We start from the raw sequence: 24,677 nt of genomic DNA on the forward strand, positions 1-24,677 counted from the left end.
CAGTCCGGGCTTTTGGCGAGCGGAACCGAATGTGGGTCGGCCGAAGCGAGCCCAAATGCCGTCCACTCTTCCCGGGCAAGCCGGAAACGACCCACGCGGCGCAGGAACGGGACTGCTATAAGCGAAGCGCATCCAGCCCGCGCTGGACGGCTTCGCGCCAAACCGTTTCAAGTGTCGGCCCGCCGCGTGCCGATCCAGGGCAGCCGCTTGATCGCGCCGGTCGCGAGCGCGGTGCCGACCAGGATCACCCCGCAGCCTTCGAGCATGCCTGGCGACACGCCTTCGTTGAGAAACAGTGCGCCCCACAGAATGCCGAAAATGGGAATCACGAACGTCACCGTGATAGCCCGTGCCGGACCGGCTACGGCAATCAGGTGAAAGAACAGCATATACGCCACCCCGGTGCATGCGACGCCGAGCGCCACCACCGCGCCCCATGCGTGCAGCGAGACAGGCGCGGCCGGCCAATAGATCACGGCGAGCGGCAGCAGCACGATGGTCGCGCCGGTCATGGTGCCGGCGGCGACGGTCAGCGCATCGACGCCGGTCAGGTGACGCTTGGTGTAATTGGCGGCGATGCCGTACAGCAGCGTCGCGCCGAGCGCGGCGCCCGCTGCGAGCGCGGTGGTGAGCGGCGTCGCAGCCGAGCCGTTGGGCGCGGCGATCTGGTCCCACACCAGCATCAGCACGCCGAGAAAGCCGATGACCAGACCGAGCGTGCGCAGTGCGCTCAGACGGTCGCGCAGCCACATGAAGCCGACCAGCGCACCCCACAGCGGCGTGCTCGCGTTGATCACCGAAGTGACGCCGGCGGACAACGTCAGTTCGGCGTACGCGAACAGGCAGAAGGGGGCCGCCGAATTGAGAATGCCGACCACCAGCAACGGCCAAGCGCCCGTGCGCAGCAGCGCCGCCGATTGCCGCAGCGGCCGCCGGGTGATCAGCACGGCCAGCAGAAAGATCGCGCCGATGCCGACCCGCAGCGCCATGAGCGGGGCGACGCCGAAGTCGGTCACGCCGACGCGAATGAACAGAAACGATGCGCCCCAGAGCGCGGCGAGAACTAGCAGTTGCAACAGGTTTTGAGGTTTCATCGAAAGGGCGCCGCGCGCGGTTGAGTCGGGACGCCTGCGCAATCGTAGCAGCGCGGTCGCTGGAAACGTTTCAGATTGGGATGAAACGGCAAGATCCGGGAACGTGGCGTCCGGTGCTTGTGATCGTAAGCGTTGGCGGGCCACAAGCAAAACGAGCAATTCTCACGCTGATGTGAGAAAAATTGCCGCGTTCGGGACTGGGTGACGCGAAGGGATGCCGTCAGAGGCCGAGCACGGCTTTAAAGCATGAATCGTTCAGCGCGCCGGGGCGGTTCCGGCTGCTACGCACCTCGCCCGGACGTCGCACAAACGACACGGGCGGTTCGGCAAACCTCGCTCGCCGAACCGCCCGTGATCGTGCACGCAGATTCAACCGGAGCCAGCTCCGCACTGTACCGGGCGAGTCTGCCCGCATTGCAGCGCGCAAGCTGGAAAGTCTGCAACCCGCAGCCCGCCAAGCCCAGGCCTTTATCGTCTCAATGCGGAATCATCCACTGCAGGAAGTTTTGCTGCGCCCAGACCAGCAACCCGAGCAGCACCGTCAACAGAATCGAGTGCTTGAAGGTTTTCGCGAACACGACGCCTTCCTTGCCTTTGAGTTCGGTGGTCGCAACGCCCGTCGAAATGTTTTGCGGCGAGATCATCTTGCCCATCACGCCGCCCGACGAGTTGGTCGCCGCCATCAGCACCGGATTGAGATTGAGCTGGTTGGCCGCCACCACCTGCAGGTTGCCGAACAGTGCGTTGCCCGACGTATCGCTGCCGGACAGGAACACCGCCGTCCAGCCGAGGAACGCCGACACCAGCGGAAACAACGGTCCGACCGAGGCCACGCCCAGGCCCAGCGTATAGGTAAGCCCAGAGTAGTTCATCAGATAAGCGAGGCCGACGATGGTCGCCACCGTCAGGATCGCGATGCGCGTCTGCACCCAGGTATCGGCGATCGCCTTGCCGAATTCGCGCGCACTCAGCCGGACCACCAACGCGGTGATGAGCGCCGCCACCAGGATCGCCGTGCCGGTGGCGAGCGGCTGAAAGTCCCACACTGCACCGTAGGGCGTGTTGTACAGCGTGATGAACACGGCCTTGTCGAGCCCGGGCCACGGGACCTTCACGTCGCCGATCGTGAAGACCTTCGCGATGGTCCAGATGATCACCACCACCGACACGATCAGCCACGGGTACCAGCCCTGGCCGCCGCCAATCTTGCCACGCACCTCGCCGACGCGGTCGACGTTGACCGCGAACGCCGGATCGGCGGCCGGCTTCCACACGCGAAGGAACGCGATCGTGACCAGCAGCGACACCAGCGACGACAGCACGTCGGTCAGACTGTAGTTCACGTAGTTCGACGCGACGAATTGGGTCAGCGCGAAGCTCGCGCCCGACACCAGCAGCACCGGCCACACCCGCAGCATGTTGCGAAAGCCCGCATACACGCCGATCACGTAAAAAGGCAGAAAGAACGCGAAGAACGGCAACTGGCGGCCGACCATTTTGGCGAGCACGTCCGACGGCAGATGGGTGACCGCGCCGAGCACGGTGATCGGCACGCCGAGCGCGCCGAATGCGACCGGTGCCGTGTTGAAGATCAGCGTGAAGGTGAGCGCCTCCAGCGTCGGAAAGCCGAGCATGATCAGCAGCGAGCTGGTGATCGCGACCGGTGTGCCGAAGCCAGAAATCCCTTCGAGCAGCGCGCCGAACGAAAAGCCGACCACCACCAGCACGATGCGCCGGTCGTTGGGCAGATTGTCGATCATCCACATGCGGAAGGCCGCGAAGCGGCCGGAACGTTGCGCGATGTTGTAAAGCAGAATCGCGGTGAACACGATCCACATCACTGGCCAGCACGCAAATACGGCGCCCGCGAATACCGAGTTGAACGCGAGCCCGGCGGGAAACTGCCACACTAGGATCGCCACCAGCAGCCCGACGACCAGACCCGCAAGCGACGCCTGCCACGCCGGTCGCCGCGCCCAGCCGAGCAGAACCAGCACGACGATGATGGGCAGCGCGGCGACCAGAAAGGAAGGGAAAAGTGAATTGCCGACCGGGGTCAGTAGTTGATGAAACATCGCGTCTCCTTGGCTTTTTGTTTGCATCGACGCACGCGGTGGATGACGGGCGCGTCTCAGGGGCAGGACGGATGAGCGTCGACGGAACGTGGGGGACCGGCGACGCTTATTTAAACGGGCGCTGATCAAGCTTTCCAAGCATAGAGGCCCCGGCGGGCGCGTCAAGCAGGGAAACTACGGGAGCGGGCCGAGGCGGTATGGATGCCGGCAGCCCGAAGCGACGCGATGCGCGTGCGGCGGCGCATTGGGTGGGCGCGCGCCGCGCCGTGACGCAGAGCGGTGAAGTGGCAAGGCGGCGGAGCTTCAATGCCCGTGGTGATGTCCCCAGCCGCCGCCCCAATGGCCGCTGATGCCGATCGCGATCGACGGTCCGTAGAAGGCGGGATAACCGTAATAGGCCGGGTAGACCGGTGGCGGATAGTAGACGGGATACGGCGGCGCCACATAAACGGGCGGCGGCGCTGCTACCGCGTACGATGGGCTTTGCTGTTGCCCTTGCCCTTGCGCGTCAGCCTGCTGCTGTTGCGCCGCGGATGGATCGTTCGCCTCGGCCCCGTTCTGCTGAACAGCCGTCGCGGGGACCGTGGCGTAGTAGGGGGAATAATAGTAGCCGGACGGATAATAACCGTACGGGTAATAGCAGCCGCAGAGCGTCAGCGCGCACAGGGCGCCGCCGAGCGCAACACCGGTTTTGGACAGCCGTGCAAAACCGTGCGGCGCAGACTGGCTCGTCGCGCGAGAAGGGTTGATGACGCGGGGCTTCATGACGCGCTCCTGGTTGCAACGACGCCGCTCGCCGCGACGTATCTTTCAGCTTACGCCACCGCACCGGGAACCCGCTTGCAAAACGGTAACGGCGTATTTCACGCCTGGTTCGACGCGTCTTCGGACCGCTTGTTGACCGACTCGAGGAGGACTTTTTCGACTCGCGACAAGCGCCGTCGCGGCGGTGTTCATGCATCCCGCGGCATCGCCGGGGCGCGGGTGGAACCGTCGGCTGACCCGCACGCGCGCCGCGCGAGCGGGACTTGCGCCGGTCCGCGCCGCTCGCTCGCGTGGTTCCCGCGCGACACTGCGCTCACGTGCTACTTGCCCAGCTGATTACCGATGATGCCGCCAGCCGCCGCACCGCCGACCGTCGACAGCGCATTGCCGCCGATCGCCGCGCCCGCGGCGCCGCCCAGGCCTGCCCCGATCGCGGTATCGCGTGTGCGCGGGCTCATGCCGTCACATGCCGACAGACCCGCGACAAGAGCAACGATGGTTGCTAGCGTACCGATTTGACGGATCGTTTTCATGATGGTGACTCCGGCTGGTGTAATTGGAAGTGATCATCGCCATGCGACAAAACCCCGAGACAGGACGCTGTCCATGCCTTGATCCTAGCCGTGTGTGCTGTAACCAGATGTGTGAGCTTGTCAGCGGACCCGGGGATTCGTAATCAATCGTTTCCCAACGCTTAGCATCGAACGTGCCTGCTAGTGCAAACGAAAAAGCCCGCCAGTGGCGGGCTTGCGGGCGGCGATGCGAGTTTGTGGCGGATCGGATGGCGTAAAAGTGATAGCCCTGCGCGAACCGCGCCTTACTGCCGCTGATAAATCTCCGCCCCCTTCTTCATGAACTCGATCGACTTCACTTCCATGCCTTTCTTTAGCGCTTCGTCGTCGGTGACCCCTTGTTGCGCAGCGAATTCGCGCACGTCCTGGGTGATTTTCATCGAGCAGAAGTGCGGGCCGCACATCGAGCAGAAATGCGCGACCTTCGCCGAATCCTTCGGCAGGGTTTCGTCGTGGAATTCGCGCGCCTTGTCCGGGTCGAGGCCGAGATTGAACTGATCTTCCCAGCGGAATTCGAAGCGCGCCTTGGACAGCGCATTGTCGCGCACCTGCGCACCCGGATGGCCCTTGGCCAGATCGGCGGCGTGGGCGGCGAGCTTGTACGTGATGATGCCGGTCTTGACGTCGTCCTTGTTCGGCAAGCCCAAGTGCTCTTTGGGCGTCACATAGCAGAGCATCGCCGTGCCGAACCAGCCGATCATCGCCGCGCCGATGCCCGAGGTGATGTGGTCGTAGCCCGGTGCGATGTCGGTGGTGAGCGGTCCGAGCGTGTAGAACGGCGCCTCGTCGCACCATTCCAGCTGCAGATCCATGTTCTCCTTGATCAACTGCATCGGCACGTGGCCGGGGCCTTCGATCATGGTCTGCACGTCGTGCTTCCACGCGATCTGCGTGAGTTCGCCGAGCGTCTTGAGCTCGCCGAGCTGCGCTTCGTCGTTGGCGTCGTAGATGGAGCCGGGGCGCAGGCCGTCGCCGAGCGAAAACGCCACGTCGTACGCCTTCATGATTTCGCAGATGTCTTCGAAATGCTCGTACAGGAAGCTTTCCTTGTGATGCGCGAGACACCACTTGGCCATGATCGAGCCACCGCGCGACACAATGCCGGTCATGCGGCTGGCCGTGAGCGGCACGTATTGCAGACGCACGCCCGCGTGGATCGTGAAGTAGTCGACGCCCTGTTCGGCCTGCTCGATCAGCGTGTCGCGGAAGATTTCCCACGTCAGGTCCTCGGCTTTGCCGTTGACCTTTTCGAGCGCCTGATAGATCGGCACCGTGCCGATCGGCACCGGGCTGTTGCGGATGATCCATTCGCGCGTTTCGTGGATGTGCTTGCCCGTCGACAGGTCCATCACCGTGTCGCCGCCCCAGCGGATCGCCCAGGTCATCTTGTCGACTTCCTCGCCGATCGACGACGTCACCGCCGAGTTGCCGATGTTCGCATTCACCTTCACGAGGAAGTTGCGGCCGATGATCATCGGTTCGCTTTCCGGGTGATTGATATTGTTCGGAATGATCGCGCGGCCGCGCGCCACTTCCTCGCGCACGAATTCCGGCGTGATTTCGGTGAGCCCGTTCGGACCGAACGCGCTCGCGCCGAATGCCTGGCCCGGATGCTGGCGGCCCATCATCGCGGCGAGCTTTGCGCCGTTCGGGCCGCTCGTCCTGAGCGTCTCCAGGTATTCAGCGCGGCGCTGGTTCTCGCGAATCGCGATGTACTCCATTTCCGGCGTGATGATGCCTTGCCGTGCGTAGTGCATCTGCGACACGTTCTTGCCAGCGATCGCGCGGCGCGGCGTGCGGTGCAGGCCCTGGAAGCGCAGCTCGGCGGTCGCCGGGTCGGCGGCGCGCTCGCGGCTGAAGTCGCTCGACAGGCCCGTCAGCGCCTCGGTGTCGCCGCGCTCTTCGATCCACGCCTGGCGCAACGCCGGCAGACCGGCGCGGATGTCGATTTTCGCGTCGGGATCGGAGTAGGGGCCCGACGTATCGTAGACATAGACCGGCGGGTTCTTTTCGCCGCCGAAGCTATCCGGCGTGTCGGCCTGCGAGATCTCTCGCATCGGCACGCGGATGTCGGGGCGCGAGCCGGTAACCCAGACCTTGCGCGAATTCGGCAGCGGCGCGACGGCGGCTTCATCGACGTGGGCGTCGGCGGAAATGAATTTCGGATTGGCGTTCATCGTATCTCCTGTGTCGGCCGGAGTTCGCGCTTTAGCGCGTGACTCCGGTCCCATGCAAAGCAATGCGGGGCCGCTAAGCAGGAGACGAGAAGGAAGTAGTCGGAGATCGCGAGAGGTGAGGCAATGGGGCTGGAGCGCGAAATCCGTACGCTTCCCTGCGCTGGCATTATCCAGATCAGGTTCAAAGGGTATTTCTCACCCACGTGGCACGGACCTCGAACCCCCATGCGACGCAGGACCCCCGCGTTAGCAGCGCACACGATACACCGCCGGCCCGCTGCTTGGCAACCCGTCGGGATCAGTCGAACGAGACATCGGGCGGGTTTGAATGGCCTATGCTAGTCGTAACAGGTGTGGCAACGGCGTTTTCGGGCGCGCGATTGCGATGGGCTGCGCGCGCGGTTGCACGCGCGCTGGCAGGAGCGGTTGCACGAGGTGTTGCACGCACGCAGCTGTCCACCGGTTGCACGGCCCCGCGCGCCGGTTTTGCCTCGCCCGAGCGGGTCGCATCGCGTCGGTCATAGCGAGAAGTCGTCGGCGGCTTCCGGCTGATACAGGATTTTGTCTACCTTCAATACTTTCTGCGTGCCGCTCGGCGGTGTAAAGCGGATGCGCTCGCCGCGCTTCGCGCCGAGCAATGCGAGACCCGCGGGCGAGAACACGTTCAGCCGGCCGTGTGAGAAGTCGGCATTGGGCGGATAGACCACGGTCCAGGTCATCTGCTCGCCGCTCGCTTCGTCGATCAGCGTGGCTTGGGAATTCATCGTCACGACGCTCGCGGGGATCTCGCGCGAATCGACGATCACCGCGCGCTCGAGGACGTCGTCGAGCATGTCCTGGAGCTTCGCGTCGGCGCCGGGCGCGGCTGCATGCTTTTCCAGACGTGCGACGTCGAGCTCGGTCAGGTAACAGGTTTTGGTCTTTTTCACCACGGGTACTCCAAATCGATCTGCATGGAAGGAATTTGCGTGCGGATGAGATCGGCCCGGAGCCCGACGACGCGGCCAGGGCTTGGGAGCAGGCAGCGTTAGATCGGGCGCCGGGCGGCGTGAAGCGGGAGCGTTCGTGACCGCCTGCCGGCCACGTGCGCCGCGCAGTCCACGCGCGCGCAACCGGCTGCGCGGCGAGGGCGCAAACGGGTGGGAGCACGGGAAGTCGGAATGCGCATCGAGGTAGCCGCCAGGGTCGGGAGAATAGGTGTGAGGTATAGGGCGTTGCCCGCAGGCTTGCTGTCTGGCGAACGCAAGAATGATGTTAGCACGCGCTCGCCAGAGCCTTTTGGTTGGCGATGGACCGGTTCCACGTTGCGACGTCCCGTGACGTTCCGCACGGTGCGGTTCGCCGGTCTCGGCCGGCGGCCTGGGCGCTGCTGCGGATGCGCATTACCTGGTCCGCCTCGATGGCGCAGGGCTGTCGCCATCGACGAAGTATGGCGGCACGATGCGCGCGTGAGCGTCGCCGTGAGTCAGGAAAGTGTTCGCCGCGCGTCGGTCGAGCGTCGGAAAAAAAATCCGCATTGGGCTGTCATAAGGCGCCGAGTGGCTCGACCAACGTGCAGATCCTCATCGGAGCACGTCATGCGAACCGCGCTTGCCCACCGAAATCTTCGGCGTTCCGTCCGCGCCTTCACGGTCGTGATTGCATTGGGCGCCTGCTTGGCCAGCGGACTCGCGAGCGCGGCCGGCGCCGTTTGCAGTGCGCGCAGCCCCGCTCATCGCGTGGCGCTGGTGGAGCTTTATAGCAGCGAAGGCTGCAGTAGCTGTCCGCCTGCCGATCACTGGCTCAGTCAGTGGAAAGACAGCGGCGCGGCGCAAGGCATCGTGCCGTTGGCGCTGCACGTGGACTACTGGAACAGCCTGGGCTGGACCGACCGTTTTTCGGAGCATCGCTTCACGGAACGCCAGCAGACGCTGACCGGTCTCGCCGGCGGCCACACCGTGTACACGCCGGAAATTTTCGTCGCCGGCCGCGAGCTGCGCGACTGGTCCCGGCCGGAGAGTTTTCAGAGTCGCGTAGGCAAGCTCGTCGCCGAACGGGCGCAGGCAAATGTCGTGCTGCAACTGACGCCGCAGGCGAAGGGGGCGTTCGACGTCGATGCGCAATTCGCGAGCACCCCCGGGCAGGATGCGCGCTCGTTGAACGGCTATCTCGCGGTGTATGAGAACTCGCTCACGTCGCATGTCGGCGGGGGCGAAAACGGCGGTGTGACGCTGCACCACGAGCGGGTCGTGCGACAGTGGCTCGGGCCGGTGCCGCTCGTTGGCGGCAGTGCGCGGATTCGCCGCGTTTTGCGCGTCGACGAAGCTGCAGCGGATGCTGATCCCAACACCAAGGCCGACACCAAATCCGACACCACGGCCTACCCACCGGCCTCCCGCTTCGGCGTGGTGGCCTTCGTTGAAAACGACGCGACCGGCGACGTGCTGCAAGTGGCCGAACTGGCCGCATGCGAGTGAGTGCAAACGTCGCGCCTATCCGCTGCGCTCACCTCAGGAGATCGCAACATGTCAACCCCTCACGCCCTTCACGACAGCGCGCCGCCGGCCGCGGCGAAGCCGCGCCTCATTCATCCACTATGGTTGCGTATCACGCATTGGCTCAACGCGCTCGCCGCCATCGTCATGATGCTGTCGGGCTGGCGCATCTACGACGCCTCGCCGATCTTTCCCGCATTCCATTTTGCGCCGTCCCTCACGCTCGGCGGCTGGCTCGGCGGCGCGCTGCAATGGCACTTCGCCGCGATGTGGCTGCTGGTTTTCAACGGCCTGCTGTACCTCGCGCTCAATCTGGCGAGCGGTCGCTTCGTGCGCAAGTTCCTGCCGCTCTCGCCGCGCGCCGTGCTGCGCGATTTCATTGCCGCGTTGACCGGCAAGCTCTCGCACGCCGATCTGCGCGAATACAACGCGGTGCAGCGATTGGCCTACCTGTTCGCGATCTTCGATCTGATCGTGCTGGTGCTCTCCGGCCTCGCGATCTGGAAGTCGGTGCAATTTCCGCTGCTACGCGAACTGATGGGCGGCTACGACAACGCGCGCGTCGTCCACTTTGCCGCGATGTCGCTGCTCGCCGCGTTTCTCGTGGTGCATCTGGCGATGGTGGCGCTCGTGCCGCGCTCGCTGCTGGCGATGCTGCGCGGACGATGAACCCCGCCCGCGCGAACCTTACGGACAACGAATCATGAATAAGCTCATTGGACAACCCCGGCAGCCAGGCCAGCCCCGGCTCGACCGCGAATCGATCCTGATCGACGCCCGGCGCGAACTCGCCATGCCGTCGCGGCGGCTGTTCGGCAAGCGGCTGCTGACGCTCGGCGGCCTCTCGATGCTGACCGGCTGCTCGCTGACCGACGATGAATCCGTGAACCGGTTTCTGACCGCCGTGTCGCGTCTGAACGACCGCGCGCAAGCCGCGCTGTTCGATCCGAAGCAACTGGCGCCGACCTACACCGAAGCGGAGCTCACCCGGCCGTTTCCGTTCAATGCGTACTACGACCTCGATCAGGTGCCGCAGGTGGACGGTTCCGACTACAAGCTGACCGTAAGCGGCCTCGTCACCGGACAGCGCAGCTGGACCCTGCCGGAGTTGTACGCGCTGCCGCATGCCGAGCAGATCACGCGGCACATCTGCGTGGAAGGGTGGAGCGCGATCGGCCGCTGGGGCGGCACGCCGTTCGGCGATTTTCTGCGGCGCGTCGGCGCGGACACCAGCGCGAAGTACGTCGGCTTCAAATGCGCGGACGATTACTACGAGAGCATTGACATGCCGACCGCGCTGCATCCGCAAACGCTCCTCACGTTCTCGTACGACGGCGAGCGGCTGCCCGCGAAATACGGCTTCCCGATGAAACTGCGCATGCCGACCAAGCTCGGTTACAAGAATCCCAAGCATATCGTCGAGATGTTCGTCACCAACACGTTTCCTGGCGGCTATTGGGTCGACCAGGGCTACAACTGGTTCGGAGGCTCCTGACGCGCGGGTCGGCGCATGGGCGAGGCGCTCATGTCGCCTGCGCCCGATCCCACGCGGCAGCGGCTTCGGAAATACGCCGGCGCGAGCCGGTTCTGATTCATCCACAACTCACGGAGTCATCCCATGAAAAAATTCGCAATCGCCACAGTGGCCGTCGCTTTGTTGACCAGCGGCGGCGCCGCGTTCGCGCAGGCAAGTGGCGCGATGTCCCACGATTCGATGTCGAAAGATTCGATGTCCAAAGACAGCATGTCGAAGGACACAATGAAAAAGGACACGATGAAGCACGACAAGATGAAAAAGGGCAACGATGCGATGGGCATGAAGCATGAAGCTTCGGGGGCGATGTCCAACTAAGCCCCACCAGCCGTGCCGGCCGCATGCGGTGATTGACGTCGGCCGGGCGTCGAGCGCAAGCCGGGGACGCGTCCCCGGCTTTTCTGTTGCAAGAAGCCAAAAGTTACGATTCTTGCGCGCGACGCGGTGGGCGCTTACTGCATAATGCGATGCGCGCCCAAGCCCGGGCGCGTGTTCGCCGTGGCCGGATTGCAGCCGGATGCCGCGGCGTCACGGCTCCCCTGGCCATCTATCGTTTTTCCGTTCCACCCACATGTCCGCCAGCCTCGCCCGTCAGACCGCATCGCCGATGCGGTGTCCGCCGTCCCGCCACAAAGTGTTCTGCGGGGGCGCCACCCGTCGAGCGGCCGCCGCGGGCTGAACGCATGTCGCTGCAACGCTCAAGCCGTCTTTCGCGCGCTTTTCCGAATGGTTTGCCGATCCGCCTGCCGCGCTCGCGCAACGGCCGGATCGCGCTCGCGCTCGCCGTCGTCTATCTCGTGTGGGGCTCGACCTATCTGGCCGTGCACGTCGCGCTCGGCTCGTTTCCACCATTGCTGATGTCCGGGCTGCGCAACCTCTTTGCCGGCATCGGGCTGTTCGTGTTCGCGGTGCGCCGCAAGCCGGCCTGGCCGAGCGCCGCCGAGATTGCGAATGCCGGGCTGGTCGGCACGATGCTGGTCGGATTGTCGAGCGGCATGCTGGCTTACGGGATGCGCACCGTCGGCACCGGCACTGCGGCCGTGATGGTCGCGACCGTGCCGCTGTTCGCAACCGTGATCGCGGCCGTCGCGGGGCGCAGGATTGGCGGCGGCGAGTGGTTCGCGGTCGGCCTCGGCCTCGTCGGCATCGCGATCCTGAGTCACGGCGATAGCGCGCCGGACTCGGCGGGCGGCAGTCTCGCGATTCTCTGCGGCGCGCTGTTCTGGGCGGGCGGCGCGCATCTGGCCGGGCGTCTGAAGCTACCGTCGGACCTGTTTCTCTCCACTGCGCTGCAGATCGGGCTGGGCGGCGCGACATCGACACTGGTCGCGTGGATCTCGGGCGAACGCATGCTCGAAGTGCATGTGCTGCCGGTGCTCGCGTTCGTCTACCTGATGCTGATCGGGACGATGGCGGCCTACGTCGCCTATGGTTTCCTGATCCGTCACACGAGTCCCATCATTGCGAGCAGTTGCATGTATGTGAATCCGGTCGTCGCCGTGGGCTTGGGGGCGCTGCTGTTAGGCGAGCCGGTGACGCGCTCGACGGTGATCGCGACCATTGTGATTCTGGTGAGCGTGGGCTTGTCTTTCTGGTTCGATTACAGGAAGAAGGGCCTTGCTTGAGTTTCGGTCGACGCGGGCTAGTCAGGCATCACTCCCTCGGGGCTGACCCGCGCGGCCCACAGGCGGCATACGCACTTGATATCAGCCGAAACAGGTGTTGAACATCCTCACATGGCCGCTTCATGCACCGGCGCAATTTGCATGTTTCATCCCACGCAAGTCAGGTAAGACTTGCAAGCAGGTTGTAGGGAACGGACATGCGCAAGGCGATGCCTGGGGAGCGAGGCCACAGCGCCGAAGAAAAATTCTAAACACCTTAAATTCTTGCTCGGTAAGCCATTTGTCTGTCTCAGAAAGCCAGATCGAATATATCGGCACAATTATTGCTCCGTGCCGAACGTCCGTCGACGTTCGACCGCGCCGCTGAGAAAAAACAGCGTTCAACGAGGCGTGGTTTGCGGCAGGGACAGGGAGGGGCGACCACTTCGCGCAGCGCCGCCCGGCACCGTACCAACGATCGCGAACACGGTGCCGGACGGCGGCAAGCCCGCAGGGACGCTCGCAATTCAATGGGTGAAGAGCCCGAACATTGATAAGGTGAACGAATGAAAATGATCCGAACCATGGCGGCCGCGGTTGCGGTCGCATCCGTGCTGAGCGCGTGCGGTGGCGGCGCCGACGACATAGGCAAGGTACTCGGCCTGACCAACCCTCAAATCCACTTCATTCACGTGATTCCGAGCGGTCCGGCGGTGGACTTCCTCGTGAACGGCAACGCGCCTTCCGGTCAGACGAACGTCTCGTATAAGGGCGTGACGAACTTCACCAATATCGGCACGGGCTCGACCACGGTCGCTTATGCGGCGACCGGCACCAAGACCGCGCTCGCGAGCGGCATTTTCCCGAACGTCGCGAAAGGCCACGAATACACGGTGCTGGCCTTGCCCGGTGCCGCTGCGCCGGACATCGGGCTGATCGACGATCCGTTCGCCAAGGGCTTGCTGCCCAACGACGCGCGGGTGCGGGGCTTCAATGCGTCGGCGAATGCGAGCAACCTCGACCTGTACCTCGTGCAGTCCTCGTCCACCGACATCACCAAGGTCTCGCCGACAATGGCGGGCGTGTCGTTCAAGAACGCGGTGCCGGCGAGCGGGCAGGATTCGATCTACGTGTCCGGCGGGCAATACGTGCTGATTGCGACCGCGGCGAGCAGCAAGACGCCGATCTTCCAGTCGGCCCCGGTCTCGCTGTCGAACAACGCCGACTGGCTGATCACATCGGTGCCGATCGGCGGCGCCGTGAGCCAGCTCTTGCCGGGGCAGATCCATTTGCTGATCGCGCAGAACGGCAATACCGGCACGCCGAGCATCGAGTTGTCGAATACGCTGACGGGGCAATAGCAGGGCGCCCAAGGCAGGCACGCTCAGCGTGCCTGCCGGTGCGGAAAAGCGGAAAAGCGCAGGCAATAAACGACAAAATGATAGGGAGGGACGGAGCGGCGATCCACGCAAGTGGATCGCCGTTTTGTTCTGGCGTGCGCAGCGCACGAGATGTTTCGCAATCCATAGAAAAAAAGCCCGCCGCATTTGCCCGCGACGGGCTCTCGAACATCAGCACGGACGGCGCTTTAATGCGCTGCGTACGATCGAATGCAATCGGACTTACTTGGCCTTCTCCGCCGAGTTCGTGATGGCGTGGCCACCCTTCGAAATATCCTCACCGGCGCCGGCCATCGTGTTGCAACCGGCGAGCGCGGCGGCCGAGCCTGCAATGAGAAGCAAAGCGATCAGTCGAGTCATCATAAAGGTTCTCCCTGTCGAGGTTGCATCGGTGGATGTGCCTGTGTACGGCACGCGCCAGCCTGTCGTCCGACCGGGGCTTACGCCAGTCGATCCGCTCTGATTGCATGGTAAAGAAAATGCAGGGGGCGACGCTGTCAGTTGCGCCGCGATTTTTTTGTAGGCGCACTCCGGTGTTCCCGTCGGCGCAGTCCTACATCAACGTTCAGCGGATGCCGCGCGGGGTCTTCGCCGGGTCTTGTTAGACAGGCGTGCGCGATGGCGAGGCGGGCGGCACGTCGACCGAAGGCGTCGCGGTGCTGACGCCCGGCATCACCACGTCGATCTCGGTGCCGTTCGGCACGCCGCGCCGGATATCGAAGCGTCCGCCGTGCGCGGCGACCCGCTGGCGCATGCCGAGCAGCCCGTGCGTATGCGTACGCTTGAGATCGGCCGGCGTGATGCCGACGCCGTTGTCGGCGATGTAGAGCGCCACCTGGCCGTCGCCGATCCGCAAGTCGATCGACACCCTGGACGCCCGCGCGTACTTCGCCGCGTTCGTCAGCGACTCCTGCGCGACGCGAAAGAGGGCGATCTCGGTTTGCTCGTCGAGCTGGATGTCGTCGGCGGGCAGGTGCAGTTCGAGCGTCCAGTTATTGCGCTGCGCGGCTTCGTCGGCGAGCGTGCGCAACGCGGTGACGAGCCCGAAGTTCGCCAGCACCGTGGGCCGCATGTCCTCGATGATGCGGCGCTTGAGCGCAATGCCCTGGTCGAGATTGGCGAGCGCGCGTTTGAGCTTGTCGGAGATGTCGGGCGCGCTGTCCTTCAGCTTGCGGTTGGCCCACGCCACGTCCATCTTGCTGGCGGTCAGGATGGCGCCCAATTCGTCGTGCAGTTCGCGCGCGAGCTGGGTCTTTTCGTTTTCGCTGACCGCCTGCAGATGCCAACCGAGCGCTTCGAGCTGCCGCGTTCGCTCGTTGACGAGCTGGTCGAGTCCTTCCTGCTGTGTGATGAGCTGCCGCTGCACGCGCGCCTGCCGGTCGATCTGGATGCCGAGATTGCGAAACAGCAGAATGAACAGCACGATGTTCAGCGCCGACAAGCCCGCTGCGCACAGCGTGGAAATGCGCTGATCGGCGCGGCTCGCAGCGAGTGCGTGCTGCGCGCGGCGCTCCTCGTTGTCGCGCAGCAGCGTGAGCGTGCTGTCGATCAGCGACGCATCGGCCGGATCGACAGCGCTTGCACCGCCGCACTCGGCGAGCTCGAGCGGATGGGGCGCGGCGCGCTCGAGGGCAGCGGCGCCGGCGCCGATGCGCGCCTCGATTAGCGCGCGGATCTGCGTGAAACTCGCAAGTTCGGCACTGTCGGCGCGGTCGCTGCGGTAGAAGTGATCGAGTTGCCCGGTGCTCTGGCGAATGCGCGCCGCACTCGCGCAAAAAGCGCGGGCGGACTCGTCTTGCTTTGTCAGAAGAAACCGGTATTGCTGCGCGCTCAAATTCGATAGCTGGCTGGCGAGCGTGCTCAGTTGCACGGTGACGTCCCGCGCTTCGAGCGCCGTTTCGTATTGGGCGGCAATGCGCTCGCGAGCGGTTTCGAGAATCACCAGACCGCCTACCGTAATCACGATCGCCACGGTCATCGCGATCGCCCAGCTCCGGTTGCGCATCCACTCGGCGAGCCGCGCTGCGGCGCGTGCGTGCTGCGCGGTTGGCTCGTTGTGGCGGTTCGGCACGTTGGGCTCCCAGGATGGCGCTGTAGTGTAGCGGGCGATGCGAACCGCGGCGCGGATAGCGATGCAGATGGCGGTGCGGATGACATCGCAGACGGCGTTGCATGTGCGCGGCCGCGACCGCACAGCACGATGGCGCCGCCCTCGCACCGGGACCGCGGGCTACCGCGGCCCCTTCGATCGGCATCGCAGCGGCGCGCCGCGTAACGCTGCCGTAATCCAATGTAAGCGGATTCTCACACGAAAACAGGCGTGCGTCGGAATGCGCTCGGCGCAGCCGCTCGATAGGATGGACCTGATGTTTCATTGATCGTTTCGGGAGGTAGCCATTATGTTGAAGTGGGCGTTGTTCTTTGCCGTCGTGGCGGTGATAGCCGGCCTTCTCGGCTTTACCGGCATTGCGGCTGGCGCAGCGGCGATCGCCAAGTTCCTGTTCGTGGTCTTCGTGATTCTGTGCGTGGTGTTCCTGGTGCTGGGCTTTGTCGTGACCCGGAAAATGATCGATTAGCGCAGCCCGTCGAACGGGCTGCGCGCTGCGCGTCGCTGCGGACCGGGAAGCGGCGCACTTTACGCCGATACCAACAGAAAGGGAGAGTCGCCATGCTTCACTATGCCATCGTCTTTTTCGTGATTGCGATCATTGCCGCCGTGTTCGGTTTTACCGGGATCGCGGCAGGTGCGGCCGAAATCGCGAAGATCCTGTTTTATATTTTTCTCGTCGTATTCGTGGTCACGTTGCTGCTCGGCGTGTTCCGAACGTAGGAGTACATGCGTAGCGCGGTCATCGCCGCGGTCGTTCTCTTTGCCGGCGCGTCGGGCGCGATTCGTGCGCGACGCGCAATTCCCCCTACCCGCTGAAGGAGAAATTCAATGACGACGCAATCTGGTGCCCAAGGTGGCGCCTCGCAATCGAGCGATCCTTTCGTGATGGACGTACAGAAGATCCGCGAGGACGCGCGCAAGCACATGTCGGATGGTCCGGTCACGCAGAGTTACGGCGCGGATCGCCAGACCGTGCTGAAGCTGCTCAACGACGCGCTGGCCACCGAAATCGTCTGCACGCTGCGTTACAAGCGCCATCACTTCATGGCCAAGGGCATCAACTCCGAGGCCGTGGCGGCGGAATTCGAACAGCACGCCACCGAAGAGCAGGAGCACGCCGACCGCATCGCCGAGCGCATCGTGCAACTGGGCGGCGAGCCGGACTTTGCGCCGGACGGCCTGAAGACGCGTTCGCATTCGGAATACAAGGAAGGCAACGATCTGACCGACATGATCCGCGAGAACCTCGTCGCCGAGCGGATCGCGATCGACACCTATCGCGAGATCATCCGCTATCTCGGCGAGAAGGATGTGACGACGCGTCGTCTGTTCGAAGAAATCCTCGCGGTCGAAGAAGAGCATGCCGACGACATGGCGGATCTTCTGCAGGGCCGCGAGTAGCGCGCCAGCGCACGCAGGGAGTGCGGACGGCGCGGCAGCGGCGGGCGGATGCAAGTTTGCGGCGCCGGTTGCCGCGCCGGCATGCTGCTTTCCCGCGTTGCGGCCGGCGCGCTGAATGGCGCCGGGTCGGCGGTCATTACAATGCAGGCCTGGAGCGATTTCACAGCAGGGGCACAGAGCCGATGATCCGAGTGTTGATAGCTGACGACCATGCGATCGTCCGGGGCGGTTTCAGGCAGTTCGTCGCCGACGAGCCCGACATGTGCGTTGCCGCGGAAGCCGCCACCGGCGACGAAACCATCAGCCTCGTGCGCGAGCAGGCGTTCGACGTCGTGCTGCTCGACATCGCGATGCCGGACAAGAACGGCATCGACACGCTGCGCATCATCAAGCAGGTGCGCCCGGAGCAGGGCGTGCTGATTCTGTCGGGCTACCCGGAGAGTCAGTACGCGATCAACCTGCTGCGCGCGGGCGCGAACGGTTATCTGAACAAGGACTGCGAGCCCGACGAAATCGTGCGGGCGATTCGCGCGGTCGCGCGGGGCCACCGCTATCTGTCGGAGGCGGTCGCCGACACGCTCGCCGACAATCTCGACAAGCCGGCCGCCGGGCGGCCTCACGAAGCGCTGTCGGAGCGCGAGTTTCAGATTTTCTGCAAGCTCGCGGCCGGGCGCATTCCCACCGAGATCGCGGAGGAGTTGCATCTGTCCGTGAAGACGGTCAGCACCTACCGCGCGCGAGTGCTGGAGAAGATGCGGTTGGCCAACAATGCCGATCTGACTTATTACGCGATCAAGAATGGCCTGATCGAATAATCGACGATCGAGATACTCCGATGAACAGCGAATCGAACACCGTTGCCGAGCGAGCCAGCCAAGCGCCGTTGCGTGTGTTGCTGATCGAGGATTCGCCGCTGATTCGCCGCAGCCTCGTGGAAGCGATCGACGCGTCCGGTACGCTGCAGGTCGCCGCCTACGCCGACTCCGCCGACGAGGCCATCTCGCTGCTAAGCGATGAAGCCTTCGATGCGGTGATCGTCGACCTGCAGTTGAAGCAGGGTTCGGGTGCGCCGGTGCTGGCGTATTTGCAGCGAGAAGGGCTGATCGACTCGATGTTCGCGGCGGTGTTGACCAATCACGCGCTGCCCGCGTATCGCGAGCGCTGCGAACAGTATGGCGTGCGCCACTTTTACGACAAATCGTTCGAGTTCGACCGGGTGATCGACGCGCTGCACGAGTATGCGTCGGCGCGCAGCGGCGAATGAGCGCCGCATGGGCGCTCGGTAAAGCCGCACCGCCAGTTTCTCAGTGCCCGGCGCGCGACCGCAGGCGCAGATGGTTCCACGCTGCGATCGCCGTGAACACGATCCCGGCCGCGCTGACGCCGAGCCATCCGAAGGCTGGCCAGATAGCCGCGCCGACCCCCGAGCCGAGCGCACCGCCAATGAAGTACGCGACCATATACACCGTATTCACGCGGCTGCGCGCCTCGGGCTTCAATGCGTAGATGCGCGATTGATTGGATATCTGCGCGGCCTGCACGCCGACGTCGAGGATGATCACGCCGATCACCAGCCCGGCGATGCTCTTTGCCGACGCGCCGAACACCACGAACGCAAGCGCCACCAGCACGATCGATACGGTGATGATCGCGCGCGGCCCGCGCCGGTCGGCGAACTTGCCCGCGAACGGTGCCGCCAGCGCGCCCGCCGCGCCGACGATACCGAACAGCCCCGCCGCCTGCGGGCCGAGGTGAAACGGCGCGCCCGCCAGCAGCAATGCCAGCACCGACCAGAAGATGCTGAACGCGGCGAACAGCGCCGCGCCGGTCAGCGACGCTTCGCGCAACGCACGATGCTCGACGACCAGATGCCACATCGACACCAGCAGTTTGCCGTAGGACAGCGTCGAGGTCGGCTGGCTCTTGGGCAAGCGCAGGATGATGACGACGGCCAGCGCCAGTAGCGCGACGACGGACGCGCCGAACACCGCTCGCCAGCCGAAATATTCGGCGATCAGACCTGACGCGGTCCGGGCCAGCAGTATGCCCAGCAGCAGCCCGCTCATCACCATGCCGACCGCCTGGCCGCGTTGCGACGGCGGTGCGAGTTCGGCGGAAAACGGCACCGCCTGTTGCGCGATGGTGGCGAGCACGCCGATCGCCAGGCTTGCGCCGATCAGTACGATCAACGTCGGCGCGGCGGCCGCCACGACCAGCGCGACGCACATGCCGGCGATCTGCAGCAGGATCAGACGGCGGCGATCCAGGCGGTCCCCGAGCGGCGCGAGCAGCAGCATGCCCGCTGCGTAGCCGAGTTGCGTGACGGCCGGCACCGTGCCGACCCACGACGCGCTGGCCGGAAACGACTGACGGAAGTTATCGAGCAGCGGCTGGTTGTAGTAGATGTTCGCGACCGACACCCCGGCAATGGTGGCGAGCAGAAACAGCAGCCCGCGCAACGACGGGTCGGCGGTGGCGGGATTGGAAGCGTCGGAAGTGGACATGAGGGCGGTTGAGCGATGGACCGGCCCATGCGCGGTCCTCAAGCGAGGCGATCATACCGGAGCGGGGCGGATCGTGCTGACGGGCGCGAAGCGTCCGGCACGCGAGCCGTGTGAGGCGTTTGCCGGGCGCGGCGCGTCGAATGCGCGCGACACGGTGGCCTTCGGCGAACTGCGCCGCAAACTGGCTTCCGCGTGCGGCAAATCGGAATACTTGCTGGTGCCGGGGACCGGACTCGAACCGGCAAGCTGTGAAGCGGCGGATTTTAAGTCCGCTATGTTTACCAATTTCATCACCCCGGCAGGGGCCGCAATCGCGCGCGGTCGCGAATTCTACCATTGCCCGGCGAGCGCACCCAACCGGGGCATCGCCTGCGCCAAGGCCGGCGGCAACCGCACGGCAACGCTGCTCCCGTAGCGCCGCTGGTGCATCCGAAATGAACTTATCCGCAGTCAACAATGTCCAGATAGTCCGTTCACCACAACGTTCCCAGCCGGAAGCAGACTCTATGATGCGATGGTCCGGTAGACGATGTCGCCGCGCTCGCGGTGTTGCCGCTTTCGATCGGGTACGCAAATGGCTGCGCCGCGCGGCAAGCCTTCGCACAACGGTTGTTGCCCCGATGGCCTCCTTCCAGCGCGCAAGCTATCATCCTCAGTCGTGCGCCCGCTGTCCGATCCGCCTGATGCGGTCTTGCACCAATCAATGCAAAGCACGCCCATGTCTCACCTCAAATACCTGACCGGCTACCCGCCATCCTTGCAGGAGAAGGTCAAGAAACTGATTGTCGAACAACAGCTCGGCGACTATCTCGCCGCGCGTTATCCCTACACCCACGACGTTCAGACCGACCGCGCGCTGTACGCGTACTGTGCCGAGCTCAAGCGCGAACACCTGCGCAGTGCGGAGCAGATCGATAAAGTGACCTACGACAGCAAGCTCGATGTCGTGCGTCACGCGTTGGGCCTGCACACGAGCATCTCGCGCGTGCAGGGCGGCAAGCTGAAGGCGAAGAAAGAAATCCGCATTGCGTCGTTGTTCAAATCGGCGGCGCCGGAGTTTCTGAAGATGATCGTGGTGCACGAACTCGCGCATCTGAAAGAGAGCGATCACAACAAGGCGTTCTACCGTCTTTGCGAGTTCATGCAACCGGGCTACCATCAGATCGAATTCGATTTGCGTCTGTATCTGACGTATCGCGACCTGGCGAAGAAGCAAGCGTAACGGGCTTGCGCAACCCCGCTCATGCGGCCACCGCCTGAGCTTGCAGCGCCGGAAGCTGCAGCATCACGCAGGGATTGGGCCGCCGCGCGCAAGCGTTCAAAGCTGGCTCATCCCGCCATCGGCGATGATTTCCGTGCCGACGATGAACGCCGACTCAGGCGCGGCGAGATGCAGCACGGTCGACGCAATTTCTTCCGGCTTGCCGAAGCGCCCGAGCGGCACCTGGCCGAGAATCTGCGCGGCGGTGGCTTCGAGCGTGGCGGCGTCGAGTCCGAGCTTGCCGTACAACGGCGTGTGCACCGGACCCGGGCTCACCACATTGACGCGCACACCTCGTGGCAGCAATTCCGCCGACAGCGTCTTCGCCAGCGAAATCAGCGCGGCCTTGCTTGCCGCATACACGGACGACGCCGGCATGCCGATATGCGCATTGATCGAACCATTGAGAACGATCGACGCGCCCTTGTTCAGCAGCGGCAGCAGCGCCTGGATCTGGAAGTACGCGCCTTTGACGTTGGTGTCGAAGGTCGCGTCCCAGAAGGCTTCGTCGACTTCGGGCAAGGGCGCGAATTTCGCAGTGCCCGCGTTGACGAACACGGCGTCGAGCCGGATGCCCGCGGCGTCGATCGCCGCGGCCAGTTCGCGCGCCGCCGCCATCGAGCCGGCGTCGTTGCGCACCGCGAGCGCATTGCCGCCGAGCGCGGCGCGGGCGGTCTCTAGCGCATCGGCGTCGCGCCCGGTGATGACGACGCGGGCGCCTTCGTCCGCGAATGCCCGGGCTGCCGCGAAGCCGATGCCGCTGCTGCCGCCGGTGACGAGAACGGCCTTGTTCTGAAAGCGAGTCATTGTGTTTCTCCGAAAGTGTGACGGGTTGGTGAGTAGGATAGTGCGCCTGCCCGAGCCGCCTGCCGTGCCACTTTTCCGATGCCCTCGTTCGAACTCGTCGAACGTGTTGCGGGCAGCGAGCTCCGGCTTGGCTGGTCGCTGAGCGAGGTGGAACTGCCGGGGTTCGAACCCGGGTTCGAACCGATAGCCGGCTCGGCACCGAGCCCCGGCGAGCCGCACACCCCAAAGCACGAACCCGAAAATCTGTCGCAAGTTCGCGTAAACCCGGGTGCGCCGCGTACACTAACCTGCCGATGTTGGGTTGGGGGATGCATATATGGCTTGCGAAGCAACATCAGATGGCAGGAGCGGAGCCCGGTCCGACGGCACCCGTTACCCGCCGGATCTGGCCCGGGAGGTGCTGGCCTCGGAGCGCAGCGTGCTGCGGCTCATTACCCGCAACGCGCCGCTGCCGGAATTGCTCGACGAGGTGTGCCGCCGCGCGGAAGCGCTGCTCGGCGAGGGCGCATTGTGTTCGATCCTGCTGCTCGATGCCGACGGCGTGCACGCCAGGATCGGCGGCGCACCGTCGCTGCCGCCGCATTTCAGCGCGGCGATCGACGGCGTCGCCATCAGTGCGCAAGCGGGGTCGTGCGGCACGGCGATGTACGAGCGGCGCCTCGTCATCGTGGAAGACATCGAAACCGATCCGCTGTGGGCCGATTTCCGGCATCTCGCGTTGCCGCTCGGCTTGCGCGCGTGCTGGTCGGTGCCGTTCCTGAACGACGCCGGCGTGGTGCTCGGCGCCTTCGCGGTGTATTACCGCACGCGGCGCCGTCCGAGCGCGGAGGAAGAAGCGATTCTGCGCGACATCGGCAGCAGCGTCGGCCTCGCGGTTCATCAGGACGCGATGGCCCAGCGGCTTGCGCACAGCGAGGAGCATCACCGGCTGGTAGTCGATCACCTGAGCGAGGGCATCGTCGTGCAGTCGCGCGCGGGCATCGTGCTGGCCTGCAACCCGAGCGCGCAACGCATGCTGCGCGTGGGGCCGCGCATCGTCGGCCACAATATTCGCACGGCGATGGTGCGCGCGTATCACGAGGACGGCTCGCTCGTGACCAGCGACGAGCGCCCGACCTCGCAGGTACTCGCGACCGGCAAACCGCTGCTCGGCATCACGATCGGCGTGGAACTGAGCGACGGCAGCGTCGTGTGGATCACGGAGAACGTCGTGCCGATCATGCGGCCCGGCCAAAGCGACCCGGACTCGGTGCTGATCTCCTTTACGGACATTGGCCCGGTGCGCGAAGCGCAGCGCCAGCTCAAGTTCCTCGCCACCCGGGATTCGCTCACCGGCCTGTACAACCGCGCCTATCTCACCCAACGCATGCGCGACCTGTTCGAACCGCCTGAACCCCACGGCTCGGGCGAGCTGTCGAGGGTCGCCGTGCTGTTCGTCGATCTGGACGGCTTCAAGAAGGTCAACGACACCGCTGGTCATGAGGCCGGCGACACCTTGCTGCGCAACGTGGCCGAGCGTCTGTCGGCCTGCGTCGGGCGCAACGACACGCTCGCGCGCGTGGGCGGCGACGAATTCGTGATCGTGGTCAGCGCCTATCGAGACACGGGACATCTGAACGACATCGCGCGCCGCATCCTCGACATGATCGCGGTGCCGTTCGCGGTGGCGGGCAACGAGTACTACCTGGGCGCATCGATCGGCATCAGTCTCTTTCCCGAGGACGGCCAGGACGTGGCCACGCTGATGCGCAACGCCGACTCGGCGATGTATCACGCGAAGCAGCGCGGCCGCAACAACTTCCAGTTCTTCACGGCCGAGCTGAATCAGCATCTGCAGCGGCGCTTCACCATCGAGCAGACGTTGCGGCGCGCACTCGCAGCCGACGAACTGAGCCTCGTGTACCAGCCGATCGTCGACAGCCACGATGGCCGCACGATCGGCGCCGAGGCGCTGCTGCGCTGGTACAACACCGAGCTGGGCAACGTGTCGCCGGGCGAGTTCATTCCGGTGGCCGAGGACGCCGGGCTGATCGTCGAGATCGGCGACTGGGTGCTGGCGCGGGCTTGCGCGCAGGTCGCGCAATGGCGGCGCACGATGGCGCCGCAACTGATCGTCGCGGTGAATCTGTCGCCGCGTCAATTCAACGACAGTCTGCTCGCGCGCGTCGAGCGCTGTCTGGCGGACTCCGGGCTCGAGCCCGCGGCGCTCGAACTGGAGATCACCGAACGCCTTTTGATGCACGACAGCGACACCGTGCTGCCCATGTTGAACGCACTCAGCGAAATGGGCGTGCGCATTTCCGTCGATGACTTCGGCACCGGCTACTCGTCGTTGTCGTATCTGAAGCGCTTTCCCCTGCACAATCTGAAGATCGACCGTTCGTTCGTCGCGGGTCTGCCGAATCATCGCGACTCGGTTGCGATCACGCAGGCGGTGGTCGCGATGGCGCATTCGCTGGGAATGAACGTTACCGCCGAAGGCGTCGAGACCGCCGAGCAGGCGGCATTTTTGCGGGCGATCGATTGCGACAAGCAGCAAGGGTATCTGTATAGCCGGCCAGTCGGCGCGATCGCCTATGCGCGCAGCTTGTGCGATGCGCAGGCGAGCCTGGCGAGCGCTGCGCCTCGAGCGTGCTCGACGTCATGATTCTTGGGAGCGTCACGAGTGCCGTGAACCCGCGAATCGCGGTGAATGCGCAGGCAGCCACGGCCGCCTGCGCCGAGGTTCTGTCGGGTTGCCTGGACGCGCGAGCTTTCGCGCGACGCGGCTGAACGCGGCGAATCTCTGCTGACGGCGCACGTTGCAGATTCGATTGTTCAGATTGCCGAACAACTGCCTTCGCGTTCCCGCTATTTATCCGCAGCCTCCCGATCCCTAGAATCCACCCATCGAAACGTA

Annotated in this window: 23 protein-coding genes, 1 tRNA gene and 1 riboswitch; of the genes, 13 read left to right on the forward strand and 11 right to left on the reverse strand. The window is 64.7% G+C overall.

Annotated features, from left to right (window positions below; genetic code table 11):
- Positions 1-167 precede the first annotated feature (167 nt).
- From ABQJ48_RS00160 to ABQJ48_RS00185, 6 genes are all read right to left on the reverse strand, one after another.
- Positions 168-1,094 (reverse strand): DMT family transporter, encoded by a 927-nt coding sequence (locus ABQJ48_RS00160; protein ID WP_367835155.1) that lies wholly within the window; start codon positions 1,092-1,094, stop codon positions 168-170.
- Positions 1,095-1,570: 476 nt separating this feature from the next.
- A complete protein-coding gene (locus ABQJ48_RS00165) occupies positions 1,571-3,169 on the reverse strand; it encodes an L-lactate permease (protein WP_367835156.1) in 1,599 nt (532 codons plus the stop codon).
- A gap of 303 nt (positions 3,170-3,472) precedes the next feature.
- Positions 3,473-3,934, reverse strand: a complete 462-nt coding sequence (locus tag ABQJ48_RS00170; protein ID WP_367835157.1) for a hypothetical protein — start codon at positions 3,932-3,934, stop codon at positions 3,473-3,475.
- Between the two features lie 320 nt (positions 3,935-4,254).
- The gene (locus ABQJ48_RS00175) at positions 4,255-4,467 is read right to left on the reverse strand and encodes a glycine zipper 2TM domain-containing protein (RefSeq protein WP_367835158.1); all 213 of its coding nucleotides are present in this window, start codon (positions 4,465-4,467) and stop codon (positions 4,255-4,257) included.
- Positions 4,468-4,751: 284 nt separating this feature from the next.
- The gene (gene thiC / locus ABQJ48_RS00180) at positions 4,752-6,683 is read right to left on the reverse strand and encodes a phosphomethylpyrimidine synthase ThiC (protein WP_367835159.1); all 1,932 of its coding nucleotides are present in this window, start codon (positions 6,681-6,683) and stop codon (positions 4,752-4,754) included.
- 134 nt (positions 6,684-6,817) lie between these two features.
- Positions 6,818-6,936: riboswitch (TPP riboswitch) on the reverse strand.
- 265 nt (positions 6,937-7,201) lie between these two features.
- The gene (locus ABQJ48_RS00185; RefSeq protein WP_367835160.1) at positions 7,202-7,612 is read right to left on the reverse strand and encodes a GreA/GreB family elongation factor; all 411 of its coding nucleotides are present in this window, start codon (positions 7,610-7,612) and stop codon (positions 7,202-7,204) included.
- A 648-nt stretch (positions 7,613-8,260) separates the two neighbouring features.
- Between ABQJ48_RS00185 and ABQJ48_RS00190 the strand changes: the two genes are divergently transcribed.
- From ABQJ48_RS00190 to ABQJ48_RS00215, 6 genes are all read left to right on the forward strand, one after another.
- On the forward strand, positions 8,261-9,139 hold the full coding sequence (locus tag ABQJ48_RS00190; protein WP_367835161.1) for a DUF1223 domain-containing protein: 879 nt from the start codon (positions 8,261-8,263) through the stop codon (positions 9,137-9,139).
- A gap of 48 nt (positions 9,140-9,187) precedes the next feature.
- Positions 9,188-9,826, forward strand: coding sequence for a cytochrome b/b6 domain-containing protein (locus tag ABQJ48_RS00195; protein ID WP_367835163.1), 639 nt, complete (start codon positions 9,188-9,190; stop codon positions 9,824-9,826).
- Between the two features lie 34 nt (positions 9,827-9,860).
- On the forward strand, positions 9,861-10,652 hold the full coding sequence (locus ABQJ48_RS00200; RefSeq protein WP_367835164.1) for a molybdopterin-dependent oxidoreductase: 792 nt from the start codon (positions 9,861-9,863) through the stop codon (positions 10,650-10,652).
- Between the two features lie 123 nt (positions 10,653-10,775).
- Complete coding sequence (locus ABQJ48_RS00205; RefSeq protein WP_367835165.1) at positions 10,776-11,009, forward strand: pentapeptide MXKDX repeat protein; 234 nt, start codon at positions 10,776-10,778, stop codon at positions 11,007-11,009.
- 365 nt (positions 11,010-11,374) lie between these two features.
- Complete coding sequence (locus ABQJ48_RS00210; RefSeq protein WP_367835166.1) at positions 11,375-12,316, forward strand: EamA family transporter; 942 nt, start codon at positions 11,375-11,377, stop codon at positions 12,314-12,316.
- Positions 12,317-12,861: 545 nt separating this feature from the next.
- A complete protein-coding gene (locus ABQJ48_RS00215) occupies positions 12,862-13,656 on the forward strand; it encodes a DUF4397 domain-containing protein (protein ID WP_367835168.1) in 795 nt (264 codons plus the stop codon).
- 261 nt (positions 13,657-13,917) lie between these two features.
- Here ABQJ48_RS00215 and ABQJ48_RS00220 read toward each other — a convergent pair whose 3' ends face one another.
- Both ABQJ48_RS00220 and ABQJ48_RS00225 read right to left on the reverse strand, forming a co-directional pair.
- Positions 13,918-14,055: an entericidin A/B family lipoprotein gene (locus ABQJ48_RS00220; protein ID WP_367835952.1), complete on the reverse strand. Its 138-nt coding sequence runs from the start codon at positions 14,053-14,055 to the stop codon at positions 13,918-13,920.
- 241 nt (positions 14,056-14,296) lie between these two features.
- Positions 14,297-15,766 (reverse strand): sensor histidine kinase, encoded by a 1,470-nt coding sequence (locus tag ABQJ48_RS00225; RefSeq protein ID WP_367835169.1) that lies wholly within the window; start codon positions 15,764-15,766, stop codon positions 14,297-14,299.
- A gap of 328 nt (positions 15,767-16,094) precedes the next feature.
- Here ABQJ48_RS00225 and ABQJ48_RS00230 point away from each other — a divergent pair, with 328 nt between their 5' ends.
- The 5 genes from ABQJ48_RS00230 to ABQJ48_RS00250 all read left to right on the forward strand — a co-directional run bounded on the left by ABQJ48_RS00230 (position 16,095) and on the right by ABQJ48_RS00250 (position 18,470).
- Positions 16,095-16,271, forward strand: a complete 177-nt coding sequence (locus ABQJ48_RS00230) for a DUF1328 domain-containing protein (RefSeq protein WP_367835171.1) — start codon at positions 16,095-16,097, stop codon at positions 16,269-16,271.
- A 92-nt stretch (positions 16,272-16,363) separates the two neighbouring features.
- Complete coding sequence (locus ABQJ48_RS00235; protein WP_006052455.1) at positions 16,364-16,525, forward strand: DUF1328 domain-containing protein; 162 nt, start codon at positions 16,364-16,366, stop codon at positions 16,523-16,525.
- Between the two features lie 108 nt (positions 16,526-16,633).
- Positions 16,634-17,206: a ferritin-like domain-containing protein gene (locus ABQJ48_RS00240; RefSeq protein WP_367835173.1), complete on the forward strand. Its 573-nt coding sequence runs from the start codon at positions 16,634-16,636 to the stop codon at positions 17,204-17,206.
- A 182-nt stretch (positions 17,207-17,388) separates the two neighbouring features.
- On the forward strand, positions 17,389-18,021 hold the full coding sequence (locus tag ABQJ48_RS00245; protein ID WP_367835174.1) for a response regulator: 633 nt from the start codon (positions 17,389-17,391) through the stop codon (positions 18,019-18,021).
- 20 nt (positions 18,022-18,041) lie between these two features.
- A complete protein-coding gene (locus ABQJ48_RS00250; protein WP_367835175.1) occupies positions 18,042-18,470 on the forward strand; it encodes a response regulator in 429 nt (142 codons plus the stop codon).
- A gap of 40 nt (positions 18,471-18,510) precedes the next feature.
- Here the strand turns inward: ABQJ48_RS00250 and ABQJ48_RS00255 are convergent, their stop codons facing one another.
- On the reverse strand, positions 18,511-19,710 hold the full coding sequence (locus ABQJ48_RS00255) for an MFS transporter (protein ID WP_367835176.1): 1,200 nt from the start codon (positions 19,708-19,710) through the stop codon (positions 18,511-18,513).
- A 215-nt stretch (positions 19,711-19,925) separates the two neighbouring features.
- Positions 19,926-20,010, reverse strand: a tRNA-Leu gene (locus ABQJ48_RS00260).
- A 418-nt stretch (positions 20,011-20,428) separates the two neighbouring features.
- Between ABQJ48_RS00260 and ABQJ48_RS00265 the strand changes: the two genes are divergently transcribed.
- Positions 20,429-20,932 (forward strand): M48 metallopeptidase family protein, encoded by a 504-nt coding sequence (locus tag ABQJ48_RS00265; RefSeq protein WP_367835178.1) that lies wholly within the window; start codon positions 20,429-20,431, stop codon positions 20,930-20,932.
- 96 nt (positions 20,933-21,028) lie between these two features.
- Here the strand turns inward: ABQJ48_RS00265 and ABQJ48_RS00270 are convergent, their stop codons facing one another.
- Positions 21,029-21,778, reverse strand: coding sequence for an SDR family oxidoreductase (locus tag ABQJ48_RS00270; RefSeq protein ID WP_367835179.1), 750 nt, complete (start codon positions 21,776-21,778; stop codon positions 21,029-21,031).
- A gap of 316 nt (positions 21,779-22,094) precedes the next feature.
- On the opposite strand from ABQJ48_RS00270, the gene ABQJ48_RS00275 reads away from it, so the two are divergent.
- Complete coding sequence (locus ABQJ48_RS00275) at positions 22,095-24,425, forward strand: putative bifunctional diguanylate cyclase/phosphodiesterase (RefSeq protein ID WP_367835180.1); 2,331 nt, start codon at positions 22,095-22,097, stop codon at positions 24,423-24,425.
- The last annotated feature ends 252 nt before the right edge of the window (positions 24,426-24,677 follow it).

The sequence above is a fragment of the Paraburkholderia suaedae genome (assembly GCF_040812055.1).
GTDB lineage: Bacteria > Pseudomonadota > Gammaproteobacteria > Burkholderiales > Burkholderiaceae > Paraburkholderia.

Bases quoted from the DNA above. Each gene is read 5' to 3' on its own strand.
- ABQJ48_RS00200 (WP_367835164.1), top strand. From the start codon at position 9,861: ATGAATAAGCTCATTGGACAACCCCGGCAGCCAGGCCAGCCCCGGCTC.
- ABQJ48_RS00170 (WP_367835157.1), bottom strand. From the start codon at position 3,934: ATGAAGCCCCGCGTCATCAACCCTTCTCGCGCGACGAGCCAGTCTGCG.
- ABQJ48_RS00165 (WP_367835156.1), bottom strand. From the start codon at position 3,169: ATGTTTCATCAACTACTGACCCCGGTCGGCAATTCACTTTTCCCTTCC.
- ABQJ48_RS00265 (WP_367835178.1), top strand. From the start codon at position 20,429: ATGTCTCACCTCAAATACCTGACCGGCTACCCGCCATCCTTGCAGGAG.
- ABQJ48_RS00175 (WP_367835158.1), bottom strand. From the start codon at position 4,467: ATGAAAACGATCCGTCAAATCGGTACGCTAGCAACCATCGTTGCTCTT.
- ABQJ48_RS00160 (WP_367835155.1), bottom strand. From the start codon at position 1,094: ATGAAACCTCAAAACCTGTTGCAACTGCTAGTTCTCGCCGCGCTCTGG.
- ABQJ48_RS00255 (WP_367835176.1), bottom strand. From the start codon at position 19,710: ATGTCCACTTCCGACGCTTCCAATCCCGCCACCGCCGACCCGTCGTTG.
- ABQJ48_RS00230 (WP_367835171.1), top strand. From the start codon at position 16,095: ATGTTGAAGTGGGCGTTGTTCTTTGCCGTCGTGGCGGTGATAGCCGGC.
- ABQJ48_RS00270 (WP_367835179.1), bottom strand. From the start codon at position 21,778: ATGACTCGCTTTCAGAACAAGGCCGTTCTCGTCACCGGCGGCAGCAGC.
- ABQJ48_RS00220 (WP_367835952.1), bottom strand. From the start codon at position 14,055: ATGACTCGACTGATCGCTTTGCTTCTCATTGCAGGCTCGGCCGCCGCG.
- ABQJ48_RS00190 (WP_367835161.1), top strand. From the start codon at position 8,261: ATGCGAACCGCGCTTGCCCACCGAAATCTTCGGCGTTCCGTCCGCGCC.
- ABQJ48_RS00245 (WP_367835174.1), top strand. From the start codon at position 17,389: ATGATCCGAGTGTTGATAGCTGACGACCATGCGATCGTCCGGGGCGGT.
- thiC (WP_367835159.1), bottom strand. From the start codon at position 6,683: ATGAACGCCAATCCGAAATTCATTTCCGCCGACGCCCACGTCGATGAA.
- ABQJ48_RS00240 (WP_367835173.1), top strand. From the start codon at position 16,634: ATGACGACGCAATCTGGTGCCCAAGGTGGCGCCTCGCAATCGAGCGAT.
- ABQJ48_RS00235 (WP_006052455.1), top strand. From the start codon at position 16,364: ATGCTTCACTATGCCATCGTCTTTTTCGTGATTGCGATCATTGCCGCC.
- ABQJ48_RS00215 (WP_367835168.1), top strand. From the start codon at position 12,862: ATGAAAATGATCCGAACCATGGCGGCCGCGGTTGCGGTCGCATCCGTG.
- ABQJ48_RS00195 (WP_367835163.1), top strand. From the start codon at position 9,188: ATGTCAACCCCTCACGCCCTTCACGACAGCGCGCCGCCGGCCGCGGCG.
- ABQJ48_RS00250 (WP_367835175.1), top strand. From the start codon at position 18,042: ATGAACAGCGAATCGAACACCGTTGCCGAGCGAGCCAGCCAAGCGCCG.
- ABQJ48_RS00275 (WP_367835180.1), top strand. From the start codon at position 22,095: ATGGCTTGCGAAGCAACATCAGATGGCAGGAGCGGAGCCCGGTCCGAC.
- ABQJ48_RS00205 (WP_367835165.1), top strand. From the start codon at position 10,776: ATGAAAAAATTCGCAATCGCCACAGTGGCCGTCGCTTTGTTGACCAGC.
- ABQJ48_RS00210 (WP_367835166.1), top strand. From the start codon at position 11,375: ATGTCGCTGCAACGCTCAAGCCGTCTTTCGCGCGCTTTTCCGAATGGT.